General features: G+C 32.3%; 13 protein-coding genes. 1 reads left to right on the top strand and 12 read right to left on the bottom strand.

The window, feature by feature from the left end:
- Positions 1-160 precede the first annotated feature (160 nt).
- The 3 genes from IDG66_RS02090 to IDG66_RS02100 all read right to left on the bottom strand — a co-directional run bounded on the left by IDG66_RS02090 (position 161) and on the right by IDG66_RS02100 (position 3,725).
- On the bottom strand, positions 161-1,027 hold the full coding sequence (locus tag IDG66_RS02090) for a 2-oxoacid:ferredoxin oxidoreductase subunit beta (protein WP_000190138.1): 867 nt from the start codon (positions 1,025-1,027) through the stop codon (positions 161-163).
- Positions 1,028-2,788, bottom strand: a complete 1,761-nt coding sequence (locus tag IDG66_RS02095; RefSeq protein WP_000804317.1) for a 2-oxoacid:acceptor oxidoreductase subunit alpha — start codon at positions 2,786-2,788, stop codon at positions 1,028-1,030.
- Positions 2,789-2,927: 139 nt separating this feature from the next.
- Positions 2,928-3,725 (bottom strand): TIGR00282 family metallophosphoesterase, encoded by a 798-nt coding sequence (locus tag IDG66_RS02100; RefSeq protein ID WP_001222105.1) that lies wholly within the window; start codon positions 3,723-3,725, stop codon positions 2,928-2,930.
- Between the two features lie 173 nt (positions 3,726-3,898).
- Here IDG66_RS02100 and IDG66_RS02105 point away from each other — a divergent pair, with 173 nt between their 5' ends.
- Positions 3,899-4,114: a hypothetical protein gene (locus IDG66_RS02105; RefSeq protein ID WP_000026308.1), complete on the top strand. Its 216-nt coding sequence runs from the start codon at positions 3,899-3,901 to the stop codon at positions 4,112-4,114.
- Positions 4,115-4,410: 296 nt separating this feature from the next.
- Here the strand turns inward: IDG66_RS02105 and rny are convergent, their stop codons facing one another.
- The 9 genes from rny to yfmF form a co-directional block, all read right to left on the bottom strand.
- Positions 4,411-5,970, bottom strand: coding sequence for a ribonuclease Y (gene rny, locus IDG66_RS02110; protein WP_001050913.1), 1,560 nt, complete (start codon positions 5,968-5,970; stop codon positions 4,411-4,413).
- Between the two features lie 353 nt (positions 5,971-6,323).
- Positions 6,324-7,367 (bottom strand): recombinase RecA, encoded by a 1,044-nt coding sequence (gene recA / locus IDG66_RS02115; RefSeq protein WP_000368166.1) that lies wholly within the window; start codon positions 7,365-7,367, stop codon positions 6,324-6,326.
- A gap of 164 nt (positions 7,368-7,531) precedes the next feature.
- A complete protein-coding gene (locus IDG66_RS02120) occupies positions 7,532-8,683 on the bottom strand; it encodes a CinA family nicotinamide mononucleotide deamidase-related protein (protein WP_000020361.1) in 1,152 nt (383 codons plus the stop codon).
- A 226-nt stretch (positions 8,684-8,909) separates the two neighbouring features.
- Positions 8,910-9,488 carry a CDP-diacylglycerol--glycerol-3-phosphate 3-phosphatidyltransferase gene (pgsA, locus tag IDG66_RS02125; RefSeq protein ID WP_001025093.1) on the bottom strand — a complete coding sequence of 193 codons (579 nt, stop codon included), beginning with the start codon at positions 9,486-9,488 and terminating at the stop codon, positions 8,910-8,912.
- Positions 9,489-9,521: 33 nt separating this feature from the next.
- Positions 9,522-9,914 (bottom strand): helix-turn-helix domain-containing protein, encoded by a 393-nt coding sequence (locus IDG66_RS02130; protein ID WP_000859443.1) that lies wholly within the window; start codon positions 9,912-9,914, stop codon positions 9,522-9,524.
- An 18-nt stretch (positions 9,915-9,932) separates the two neighbouring features.
- Positions 9,933-10,760: a YmfK family protein gene (locus tag IDG66_RS02135; protein WP_000214890.1), complete on the bottom strand. Its 828-nt coding sequence runs from the start codon at positions 10,758-10,760 to the stop codon at positions 9,933-9,935.
- 104 nt (positions 10,761-10,864) lie between these two features.
- Positions 10,865-11,569 (bottom strand): elongation factor P 5-aminopentanone reductase, encoded by a 705-nt coding sequence (gene ymfI / locus IDG66_RS02140; protein WP_000646231.1) that lies wholly within the window; start codon positions 11,567-11,569, stop codon positions 10,865-10,867.
- Entirely contained in the window at positions 11,569-12,855 is a 1,287-nt protein-coding gene (gene yfmH / locus IDG66_RS02145; RefSeq protein WP_000664780.1) for an EF-P 5-aminopentanol modification-associated protein YfmH, read from the bottom strand. The genes ymfI and yfmH overlap by 1 nt, the downstream gene beginning before the upstream one ends.
- Entirely contained in the window at positions 12,855-14,120 is a 1,266-nt protein-coding gene (gene yfmF, locus IDG66_RS02150) for an EF-P 5-aminopentanol modification-associated protein YfmF (RefSeq protein WP_000089951.1), read from the bottom strand. Before yfmF ends, yfmH begins: the two co-directional genes overlap by 1 nt.
- Positions 14,121-14,139: the final 19 nt, after the last annotated feature.

The following is a 14,139-nucleotide window of genomic DNA, read 5'->3' on the forward strand; positions in this document are numbered from 1 at the left end:
AATTGGAGCCGTTCTTATGGACCTACATGATGAATGGATTTATTCTTCAAGAAAATACATCAATTTTGATAAGTAGAAATGGTAAAAACATTGTATAGCATTTTACACAGGAGTCTGGACTTGACTTTATAAATACATTTATACGACTCAGTTTTAATTATTAAATAAATTGTTCAGTTAATGCATTGAAGGTGTCTTCAGTAATTTTGATATCTCTTTTAGCAAGTGGTGTATCATCTAACTCTTTAATTTGAGATTCATATGATGGTGTTTCTTTATCTTGATAAACAATACCAGTTACTAAAGATTCATGTTCAATAACAGTTTTAGTCGCTAATTGTTTATCTGTAGAATCATAATTTTCAATGTCATCAACACTTGTTAAATGTTCTTTAAACCAATCGTATGTGTTAATTTTATTATAAGTCACACATGGTGAAAAGACATTAACGAATGAAAATCCATCATGATTAATTGCATCTTCAATTAGTTTTGTTAATCCTTTAATATCGCTTGAAAAACCTTGGGCTACAAATGTGGCACCAGATGATAATGCTAATTCTAAAGGCGCAACATTTTTTTCTATATTACCTTTTGGCGTTGTTTTAGTAACAAATCCTACTGCTGATGACGGCGATGTTTGTCCCTTTGTCAAACCATAAATTTGATTATCCATGACTATATACGTCATGTTCATATTTCTTCTTAAAGCATGGATTGTATGCCCCATACCTATAGCATAACCATCACCATCTCCTCCAGATGCAATAACAGTTAAATCTTTATTCGCCATTTTTACACCTTGAGCTAAAGGTAATGCACGTCCGTGAATAGAATGAACGCCATAAGAATTAATATATCCTGAAAGACGGCCAGAACATCCTATACCGGTGATGATAGCTACTTCTTCAGGTTCTAACCCTATATTTGCGGCTGCTTTTTGAATTGCAGCTTGTACTGAGAAATCGCCACATCCAGGGCACCAGTTAGGCTTAACATTATTTCTAAAATCTTTAAATGTCGCCATCTATACCATCTCCTTTATTTCAGTAGCAATTATTTTGCCTTTTACTTCGATTTCATGTGGTAGGAAAGGTGTCCCATCATACTTTGTATAATTTTCAATCTTATCATGAATATTGACATTCATTTTTATAATACTAGCCAATTGTCCTTGATAATTGTGCTCCACTACAACGACTTTCTTCGCTTTATTAACTGCATCTTGAATAACGCTTGTTGGGAATGGATGCAATTGTCTAATTTGTATAGTGTTAACTTTTATGCCTTGTTGATTCAAACGGTTACTACCTTCTTGAATTGCACCTTTTGTAGAAATAAAACCGATATAAAGAATATCTGCATCTTCATGTTGTAAGTTAGCTTCTACTGGCGATTCAATTAGTAACTGCTCAATTTTACGCATTCGTTTTTCCATTTGTTGTTGTCTATTTGATGCAGATTCACTAGGTTTACCTTCTTCATTGTGTTCCACACCAGTTATATGATGAATACCTCCTTTAATACCGGGGATAGGTCTAGGAGAAACACCATTGGATGTTAACGCATAACGCTTGAAATAACCTTTATCATCTTCTTCACGTTCAATATCAGATTGAATGATTTCACCACGTTTAATTTCAATGCGATTATAATCTAATTTTTCAACAGTTTGTTTACCTAAAGATAATTGCAAATCACTTAAAACTATAACAGGGCATTGATATTGTTCTGCTAAATTAAAGGCTTCCATAGTTAAATAAAATGCATCTTCTGCATCAGTTGGTGCTACAACTATTTTTGGAATATCACCATGTGTACCATAAATCATTTGCATTAAATCTGACTGTTCTTGTTTCGTAGGTAATCCAGTAGAAGGTCCACCTCGTTGAGTATTAATAATGACTAATGGCGTTTCAGTCATACCAGATAATCCAATTGCTTCCATCATTAAAGATAAACCTGGACCAGCACTAGCCGTAAACGCTCTGACTCCACCATAATTTGCACCAATAGCCATAGTTACAGCAGCAATTTCATCTTCTGTTTGAATAACCGCTCCGTTTACTTTAGATATATTGGCAATCATATATTCCATAACTTCAGACGCAGGTGTAATAGGATATGCCGCCATAAATTGCGAACCTGCAGCAATTGCACCTAATCCAATGGCATCGTTACCAATCATATATAGATGTGGTAGTGCATCTGTTGACTCTAATTCAAAGTCCCCGTCGATTTCAGGTAAGCGGGATTGCATTAATTGATAACCTTCGTTTAATGCTTGGATATTGACTTCAACTACCTTGTCACCTTTTTTAGAAAACATATTAGTAATAAGTTCTTCAAATGTATTTGTATTCAAATTCATCAATGCGCTAGTAGCACCTATTGCAACCATGTTTTTCATTAATGCTGTACCTAATTCTTTAGCGGTTGCTGTAAAAGGTAATTCAATAAGCTGTGCATGACATCCTTCTGGTTTCACAGGTTTAGCCTTGGCATCAGCTAAAATAATACTGTCTTCTCTCATTTCATGATGGTTAACATCAATTGTTTCTTGGTCAAATGCAATCAAAATATCTAAATCATCACTAATTGCATGAACAGGCGTCGTAGAAACTCTAATTTTATTATTCGTATGTCCACCTTTGATACGACTTGAAAAATGTCTATATCCATATAAATAATATCCTTTTCTATTCATAGCCGTAGCGAAGATTTCCCCAGTTGATTCAATACCTTCGCCTTGTTGACCGCCAACTTTCCACGATAATTGTGGTTTCATAGTTATATGCCTCCTATGGATATATTTCATATTAAATGATAACAAAAAGAACCACCGATTTACTATGTAAACAGTGGTACTATATTAAATTCATACTAATGGACGATAGGGTCCAATTCGAATGTTTACTTACGTAATTTTAAAATGTTGAAAATGGATGGTCATCATTTATCAATATACGTTCGATGTGCTTTGTTTTACCTTCTTTGTCTAAATCAATAACAACACCAGATAATACACTTCTACCTTCATTTGGAACAACATGTCTTTGTGGCAAACTAGTGATAAAACGCTCAATTACCTCTGTTTTATTTATTCCTAAAATGCCGTCATAAAAACCTGTCATACCAACATCCGTTATATACCCTGTCCCCTTTGGTAAAATACGTTCATCTGCTGTTTGAATGTGTGTATGCGTTCCAACAACAGCGCTAGCTCTACCATCTAAATGCCATCCCATTGCATACTTTTCAGAAGTTGTTTCTGCATGAAAATCAACAAATATAAACGGAGTTTGTTCTTGTGCTTCCTTGACTAATTGATCTGCCTTTTTAAAAGGATCATCAATATCTGGCATAAACGCTCTTCCTTGCAGATTAATAACTGCAAGTTTAATATCATTAATTTGTATAAATCTCATACCAATTCCCGGCGCTTCATCCGGAAAATTCGCTGGTCTTACTAGACGTTTTGCTTCATCTATAAAATCATAAATTTCACGTTGACCATATGTGTGATTACCCATAGTCATGAAATCTACACCATTTCTTAGTAATTGTTTATATATTTTTTCAGTCAAACCTTTACCATGTGCTGCATTTTCAGCATTTACAATTGTAACTGTTGGTTTATACTTTTGCTTCAGTTGAGGTATGTACGTTTCAATTGCGTCTCGTCCAATTTTACCTACGATATCCCCTATAAACATTATTCTCATGTTTTGTTCATCCTCTCATAAATACTAGTTTAATTCATACGTTCTAATATTTAAAGTAAATATTAAATTCTTTGAATTATTTTTCTTCAATTATAAAGAGACATTACTTTGTCTGAAAACTTCAATATGTTAGTATTAAGACATCAAAATAAATAGGAGTTGTAAATAAATACATGTCTATTAATATTGATCCAGAAAAATTTGCAGAATTAGTGGTTATGTCTAACCCATCAAAATTCGAAGATGCAGAGGATATAGCTAAAGAAAGTTTAAAGCTTTACATTAATGCATATCGTTTAGCAGAGAGATATTCAACAATTGCAACAAATTGTTATGATACTGCAGAAGTTATAAAAGAATTAAAGAAAACAGATTTACAATTAAAATAACTCAACTTAGAAATAAATCCTAATTAATATTGCAGAAGAGAAGATGTGTTACATCTTCTCTTCTTTTTTATTGGATAGAAAAGCAATCATCTTTATAGGTTTACATAATATAAATATAGTAATTACGAAGCCTAAAACATTTTTATTAAAAGCAATAACTTCTTATTTAATATAAGGTCCGTCTTACTTTCAAATAACTACTGTTTAATATAGTTATTACCGATAAAGTGCTGTCTAACTAGATTAAGACTACAACTTAAAAAAGCTCCCTCACTAATTTGTGAGGGAGACAAAAATTATTTCGCATATTCTACTGCTCTAGTCTCTCGAACAACTGTCACCTTGATATGACCAGGATATTGTAATTCATCTTCAATCTGATTTTTAATATCTCTAGCCAATCGATAAGATTTTAAATCATCAATTTCTTCAGGAGATACAATCACTCGGATTTCTCTACCTGCCTGAATCGCAAATGCTTTTTCTACACCATCATAACTTTCTGATAACGTTTCTAAACGTTCTAATCGACGAATATAATTCTCTAATGTTTCTTTTCTTGCACCTGGACGAGCCGCAGACAATGCATCTGCAGCAGCAACAAGGATAGATATAATAGATGTAGGTTCAACATCACCATGATGAGAATGGATTGCATTAATAACTGTTTCATTTTCACCATATTTTTTCGCTAATTCTACACCGATTTCAACATGACTACCTTCTACTTCATGATCAATTGCTTTACCAACATCATGTAAAAGTCCAGCTCGTTTCGCTAATGTCTCATCTTCGCCTAGCTCAGCAGCTAACATACTAGCAAGATGCGCAACTTCAATTGAATGTTTAAGTACATTTTGACCGTAACTCGTACGATAGTTTAAACGCCCTACAATTTTTACTAAGTCAGGATGCATATTATGTGCGTTCACTTCAAATGTAGCTTGTTCACCTGCTTCTCTAATAATATCGTCTACTTCTTTTCTAGCTTTTTCGACCATATCTTCAATTCTGCCTGGATGAATACGTCCATCAGATACTAAGTTAACAAGTGCTGTTCTAGCAATTTCTCTTCTTATTGGATCAAAACCAGATAATATAACCGCTTCTGGTGTGTCATCAATAATTAAATCAATGCCAGTTAAAGTTTCAAGTGTGCGGATGTTTCGTCCTTCTCGTCCAATGATTCGACCTTTCATCTCATCATTAGGTAAGTTAACTACTGATACCGTTGATTCACTTGTGTGATCTGCTGCTAATCTTTGTACTGCTGTAGCTAATAATTCTTTTGCTGTTTTATCAACTTTTTCTTTAGCTTCTTTTTCTTTTTCTTTAACAAGTACTGCAATATCTTGTGACAGTTCTTCCTCAACTCTTTGAAGTTGCTCATTAATAGCTTCTTCTTGAGTGAGACCGGAGATGCGTTCTAATTCTTGTTCATGCTTCATTATTAACGTTTGAACACTACTCTCTTTTGCATCTACTTGTTGTTGTTTTTCTTCAATTTTTGATTCTTTTTGCTCTAAAATCTCATCTTTTTTATCTAATAGATCAGATTTACGCTCTAAGTTTTCTTCTTTTTGAAGAAGTCGGGTTTCTTGTCTTTGAAGTTCACTACGTCTTTCACGTAGTTCTGCTTCAGTTTGTTCTCTTAGGATTTGGTTTTCTTCTTTTGCCTCAAGTAATTTCTCTTTTTTGATATTGTCAGCTTCTTTATGTGCTTGATTTACAATATCTTCGGCAGTTTGTCTAGCTTGTGATTGCTTTTGAAGCAACAAATTTCGGGCAACAACATACCCTCCAACAACTCCTAGAATGATCCCCAGCAAAATGAGTAGGAGGCTTAATAAATTCACACAAACACCTCCTTTTCTAGGGTTTGCTCTTTATATGAAATTCAATATGACTTTATGAAATTATATATAAATCATACAAATTAATTGTACGGTTTATAGGAGATAAGTGTCAAGTTATCAATTTGCACTTTTGCACTATATTGAATGCTATTTCTACTATTTTCTAAAGTTTTGAAGCTCGATTATAAAACTATTGATAATGTAATAATAAATAAAATAAAAAACCTTATAGTCTCGATTTGTAGTGTATCCCATAAAGTTAGATATTATTCTAGCTTTATGAGATGAATATCACTTTCAATCAATCCTATAAGGATATTTGCTAAGTTTAACTATAGATATAAATTTGTGTACTATTCTTCGTCAAATAATGACTTTGGTGCATCTTCTGTTTCTTCAACATCACCATCAGATATACCTAATTTTTCTCTCAATTTACGATCAATTTCTTCTTTAATTTGTGGATTTTCTTTCAAGTACATTTTAACATTTTCCTTACCTTGACCCATTCGTTCGCCATTGTAAGAATACCATGCTCCTGATTTATCAACGATGTCGTTTTCAACACCTAAATCAATAAGTTCACCCTCTTTAGAAATACCTTGTCCATACATAATGTCAACTTCAGCTACTCTAAATGGTGGTGCCACTTTATTTTTAACGACTTTAATTTTAGTTCTATTACCTACAATTTCTTGTCCTTGTTTAAGCTGTTCTGCACGACGTACTTCTAGTCTTACTGAACTATAGAATTTTAATGCACGTCCACCTGGTGTAGTCTCTGGATTACCGAACATAACACCAACTTTTTCACGAATTTGGTTGATGAAAATAGCAGTTGTATTTGATTTAGAAATAGCACCTGAAAGTTTACGTAACGCTTGTGACATTAAACGAGCTTGTAAACCAACGTGAGTGTCTCCCATTTCTCCTTCAATTTCAGCTTTAGGTGTTAAAGCAGCAACTGAGTCTACAACTACAATATCAACTGCACCACTTCTAACAAATGCTTCGGCGATTTCAAGACCTTGTTCACCATGATCCGGTTGCGATAAATATAAATTATCGATATCTACGCCTAATGCTTGAGCATATTCTGGATCTAAAGCATGTTCAGCATCGATAAATGCTGCCACCCCGCCATTACTTTGTACTTCAGCAATAGCGTGAAGCGCTACTGTTGTCTTACCAGAACTTTCAGGACCATAAATTTCAATAATTCGTCCTTTAGGATAGCCACCTACACCTAGCGCATTATCTAATGTAACTGAACCAGTTGATGTAGTTGAAACTCGGCGACCTATATTGTCACCCAACTTCATTACGGCACCTTTACCGAAAGATTTCTCCATATTTTTAATTACTGTATCTAAAGCTTTTTGACGATCGTTATCCAAAGCGAGACCTCCTAATTGAAATTGCTATCTTTTAATTATCTTACCAATACTATACAAGGATTCAAAATAAAATACAAGTGTTTTGCGAATATTTGTTCGTATAAAATCTTGAAATCAAAACGCAAAAACGAACAAACGTGCTTATATTTTTATCGATAATACAATTAATTTGTTGTTCTAAGCCAATTTAATAATCTTATGAGCGCATAATTTTGACTTCTGTTCTTTAATAAATTTCTAGATTTAGACATTTTAAATTGCTCAGTTTTAAATTCAAAGTTATTATCATAGCCTATATGGACTACACCATCATACTCTAATAGAATAATTGCTGATGACACATTAAACAATTTATTAACAAATTGCACTGCATCTTTTAATTGCTGCTCAATAGGTTTATTAATATCAACAAAGTTTTCATTGTGATTAATCATACCCTTTAGAACATCGTTTAAATCCACTTCTTTCAATCGATGATATAAAGCACCATTAGTAATACCATCATATATTACAAAAGGTTCATGAATTTTCTTTATTACAGCTTGCTCAATTAATGTGTCATCTGAACCATAATAATATTCTCCAATACGATCAAGAATTTCTTGTTTAACAGGTTGAATCAATGATTGTGCTTGTTCTTTTGAGTCGGCATTTGCAGTCAATCTAATATATACTTCATGACTTCCCGCCAAAGGCGCAATCGTAGGATTAGTCTGTTTATCGATAAGATCTATTAATATTGTTTCTACTTTAGATTCACCTATTCCCGCAAATCTTAATAGTTCAGAATGTATAATTCGATTATGGTTTATAAAATGTGACAACAATTCATTTTTCACCATTGGTTGCATTTCTTTCGGTGGACCTGGTAATAAAATAATTTGTTTGTTTTCAAAATTCACCATCATTCCTGGAGCCATGCCATGATGATTTGTTAATACAGTTGAACCTTCAATTACTAAAGCCTGTTGTTTATTATTAGGTGTCATTTCTTGTCCTTGTTCCTCAAAATAGCTTTCAATATATTTTAAAGAAGGCTCATCAATAACTAAATCTTTACCAACAATCTGGGCCACTGTATGCTTCGTTAAGTCATCTTTCGTAGGACCTAAGCCACCTGTTAAAATAACAGTATCATATTTTTCTAGCGCATGACGTACACTTGATTCTAAACGTTTTTTATTATCTCCAATAACTTTATGTTCTAATACATTTTGTCCAATTTCATTAAATACTTTAGATAGAAATTGTCCGTTGGTATTAGCGATTTGACCTAGCAATAGTTCTGAGCCTACAGCAATAATGGCAATTGACATTTATATCCCCCTTGTATCGTTTAATTCATTTTTTCATGTATTTCATTTAAAAATTCACATCAATTTTAGATTCAATGTATCAGATGCTACTACAGATTTTCCCTAAAAAAATGAACGAATATTGTTTTACAATATATCATTATAAACAATTGCGTGGCTAATTTCTAAAATTGGGATTAAAAAAACTAGATTCCATATGAAAATGAAATCTAGTATAAACAAATATTTATTTTTGTTTAAAAACATCTCTACCTTTATAAAAGTATTCAATACCAGATAAGATAGTAAAAATAACGCCAATGTATAATAAAATTTGTCCTAATGACAAACCAATCAATGTTGCCAATGGATCACCTAATAACAACCAAGTAATTGCTACCATAGTAACTGCTGTTTTAATTTTACCTAATTGACCAGCTGCACTTACGAATCCTTGTTCAATTTGTAGTAAACGTAAACCAGTTACGGCAAATTCTCTGGCAATAATAATGATTGCTACTACAGAATTTGTTAGTCCTAGTTGCACAAGTACAATTAAAGCACTTGCAACTAATAATTTATCCGCTAATGGATCCAAAAATTTCCCCATATTTGTAACTAAATTCCATTTTCTAGCTAAATAACCATCAACAAAATCGCTAAGGGAAGCCAATATAAAAATAAAACCACTGATTAATAACTCAATTCTTATTTCATATCCTCCTAGAAATGACACATTGCCAAATCCAAAATCAACTAACGCAAACAATATAAAAACTGGTATTAACACTACTCTAAAAACCGTAATCTGGTTCGGAATATTCATTATACATCCTCATTTCTCACTAATTTATTTCTGTTAAAATATTAAAACTAACATGATCCATAACAATAAAGTTATTAAAACTGTAATACCCATGATTACTAATAATTGTATTGGCTCTTTTGATTTACTCTTATAATCTAAGTCTTTATTATTATTGAAAACTGTAATTACTTCGTCCCATTCGGCTTGGTTCGATGGAATTTCATCTTGATGAGCTTGAATTAATTGGTTAGGTTCAATATTTACTACGCTTGCATATTTTCTAATAAATCCTTCGCTGTAATTTTTATTCGGTAGTTGATCGAATTCATTATTTTCAATATGCACTAGCATTTCACGTTTAATTCCAGTACGTTGCTCTAATTCTGTTAAAGTCATTCCTAACCTTTCACGTCTACCTTTTAGCGCTTCACCGACCGTTTTCAATTCATAGCCTCCTTACACTTACTCGAAGAAACCAAAACCACCACCAAACGGATCTCCAAAATCTAAATTATTCTTACTTTGGACTGTCTGTTTCTTCATTTCTTCGTAATGTATTTCTTGATTTTCATTTTCTCTCAATTCGATAATATAGTCAAAATCTTCCATTGTACAAGTACTTGTTTCAACAAATAAATCTGGATGTTCAACGACTTTGATTGATGGTAACGTCATAACTTCGTTAACAAGCTCTTGATGTTTTGGATTAGATTCTCTGGCAGTAACTGCACCATCAATAATGTATACATGATTGGCATCATATTCCCCTTTAATTAGAGAGCTACGTACAGTTTGTTTTATTAAAGTAGAACTAATAAATAACCATCTCTTATGTGCACAAACACTTCCCGCAACAATTGATTCAGTTTTACCAACTCGTGGCATACCTCTAATGCCAATCAACTTATGACCTTCTTCTTTGAACAATTCAGCTAAAAAGTCTACTAACAAGCCTAAATCTTCACGCTCAAATCGAAAGGTTTTCTTATCTTTTGCATCTTGCTCAATATATCTACCATGTCTTACTGCAAGACGGTCTCTTAATTCTGGTTTTTTAAGCTTTGTTATTTCAATTTCATTTATACCACGAGCTATTTGCTCAAAACGTTCAACTTTTTCAAGATTGTCTGTTTTAATTAAAAGGCCTCGTTTACCTTGATCAACACCATTAATTGTAACAATACTTATACCTAACATACCTAATAAACTAGATACATCACCTAAAAGACCCGGTCTATTAATTTCAATTTCGTATTCTAGGTACCATTCTTTTTTCTCTGCAACTGTCATGGTGAACCTCACCCCTTGTTTAATTAACAAATTATGATTCATTGTAATATTCATATTATAACATCAATCATAAAAACATTTGCTCATAAAAATAGTTCTATATTTTAAATATACCAAGCACCATTAACTTTCTGTATAGTTCCAGTAACACTTCTAGCATTTGGGTGATATAAATAGGCGCATGTATGAGCAACCTCACTCGGTAAAATCAATCGCTGTTGTGGTAATTCAGTTATCATTGCTTGAAGTTCATCTTCTTGCCACTCACTTGCCATATTACCGGCTACAAATCCAGGTGCGATAGCATTTACTGTCACTGATGTTAGTGCAAGCTCTTGACTAAGCGCCTTAACGAAACCTAATTGTGCACTTTTCATCGTCGAATAAATAGTTTCCATACTAGCTCCTGTCTCACCCCAAATTGATGAAATTACAATAATTCTTCCATTGTCACTTTGACGTAAAACATCAACGAAATATCTACATAATCGAATTAATTGCAAGACATTTAACTGATAACATGCATCAATATCATGGTCTTTCATATCTTGTAAAACACCATATAAAGACTGACCACTTGCATATATTAAACAGTCTAATGATTTAATGTCACCAAATGTTTTGTCAATATCAATTGTTTGAGATAAATCCGCTTGTATAAAACGAACTTTATCATCATTAAATTTGCTAGTTAATTCATTTATATCAGTACGATAATATTGCACATAAACTTCAAATCCATCAGTTAATAATTGTTTGACTATCTCAGAACCAATTGAACCAGAACCACCTAATACTAATGCTTTCATTACTTTTTAATCTCCAAACGACTATCGACTTGCTGATCTAAATTTAAATATAACGATGACGTTTCGTTAATACTATCTAAGGTGATATTTTCAACAATGTCTAACATGTCAAACACGCTAACACCTTCAAAATACAATTTAGTATATTGATTAGCAATATATTCAGGTGAGTTTAAACTTGATATGAATTCACCTATAAATTGCTTTTTCAAAAGTTCAAATGCTTCTGCATCTTGGAAATTGCCTTTTTTATCACGCAACTCATCTAATAATAATTTTTTTAATTTATCTGGTTCTTCAGTAGCGCTTGTCACGATTGAAAAACTATAAGTCGGCTCTAGTACAAATTGATAACCAAATGTATCATCGATAAGTCCTTCGTTTAATAAATTCTGATAAAAATCTGTTTCTTCCCCAAAAATTAACTCAAAGAATAATGACATTTCTAAATCACGTTGTACATATTTTTGAGGCGCTTCTTGTAATGGTTTATTTTTAAAACCAAGCATTAGTCTTGGTGATTGAATTTTCATAGATTCAGTAACAAATGCTTCTTTAACATCCTCCGGTTCATTAACAAGTCCTCGTTCGATTTTGGGTTGGTTAACTTTATTACGAGCATCCTCGTGTTGTTTTACTATTCGACATATTGCTTCAGGATCCACATCGCCAACAACAAATAAAACCATATTTGATGGATGATAAAACGTTTCATAACATAGATACAAATCATCTTTTGTAATATCGTATATACTTTCTACACTACCGGCAATATCAACACGTATTGGATGTTGTTGATACATTGCACGCAATGTATTAAACATTAATTTATATCCAGGTTGCTCTTGATACATTTTTATTTCTTCTGCAATAATACCTTTTTCTTTATCAACAGTTTCTTTTGTAAAATAAGGCGTTTCAACCATTGTAAGTAAACGTTTAATGTTGTTTTCAATATTATCAGTTGCACTGAACAAGTAGCTTGTACGATCAAAGCTTGTAAACGCATTTGCTTGTGCATTATCTTCAGCAAATGCAGTAAATAAGTCTTCTTCTTCTTTTTCAAATAATTTATGTTCTAAAAAGTGAGCAACTCCATCAGGTACAGTAACAAATTGGTCTTGTCCGAGGGGTTTGAATTGATTATCTAATGAACCAAATTGTGTAGTGTAAGTGACAAATGTCTTTTGAAAACCTGGTTTAGGGATAACAAATAATCGTAAACCATTTTCTAATTCTTGTTCGAATACTCTTTCGTCTATTAATTCATAATAACGCTCTTTCATTATTTATCCCCTCCTTTTGTCAACACATAGATTGTATCTAAAAATGCTTTTTCAGCAACAGAAACAATATCTTCGCGACTTACCTTCTGTATATCATTTATAAATGTTTCTTTGCTTTGTGGTTGCTCTAATAATATTTGGTTATGCATAATCTCTATAATACTTTTCGGACGATCTTCAGATTCATATCGATGAGAAATGATTACTTTTTTAGCTAACTCTAATTTTTCTTCAGTGAAATCTCCTGCTTTTATTTTTTCAAATTCACTTATAATAGTGTCTTTTGCAGTTTCGTACTTATCACTTGAAACCCCACTCAAAACAAATAAATAGCCATTTTTGCCATCAATTTGTGAATGTATAGAGTACGCTAAACTTTGCTTTTCTCGCACTTCATTAAATAAAACAGATGAAGGATCTCCTCCAAACATCATGTTAAATACAACAAAAGCAGCATATCCACTTTGTCCATATTGTGTTGGAAAACGATATCCCATATTTAATTTAGCTTGATCCACGTCATCATATTCAACAATATAATCAACTTCTTCATCGTGTAAATGATGTGTAGAATGTTGGAATTGATGTTTATCGAATGGTTTAAGTGCAAATTTTTCACGTATTTGTTTCTCAACACTTTCAGGTTCTACATTGCCGACAACATAAACAGAACATTGATCATTATTAATCATTGATTGATATGTATGATATAGTGTTTCAGCAGTAATATGTGGGATTTGTTCTAGTTGTCCTGTAGATAAGTATTTGTATGCTTCATTTTCAAACATATGGTCGAGTAATTTTAAAAACGAATATTGTGCTTTGTTATCTACCATTGCTTCTATTTTTTTGGCTAATAATGTTTTCTCTTGGTTAACAAAATTATCATTGAATGCTTTATTTTCAATTAATGGATTCCAAATGATTTCTTGTAATAAATCTAATCCTTGATTAAATAATGATTCACCGTTTCTTAAATAACGTTCATTTACAATTTCTAATGAAAATGTAATGACATGCTGATCTTTGAATTTTGAAATTGTACTATTCACATATGCACCATATAAATCGGCTAAGTGATTATTAAACGACTTATCGGTTGGCCATTTCTTAGTTGCTCGAACTAATAATTTGCTTAATAATGATCTAGCTGTAGTTGTGTCATATTCTAAAGGTGCCATAAATTTAAAAACTATAGTAGTTGTTTTAAATTTAGTTGTTGGTGAAACTTTGATATGTATATTTGGTTGAGATTGTCTACTCAAATATATAGCCTCCTCTATA

Source organism: Staphylococcus sp. EG-SA-18 (genome assembly GCF_017151825.1).
Lineage (GTDB): Bacteria > Bacillota > Bacilli > Staphylococcales > Staphylococcaceae > Staphylococcus > Staphylococcus aureus.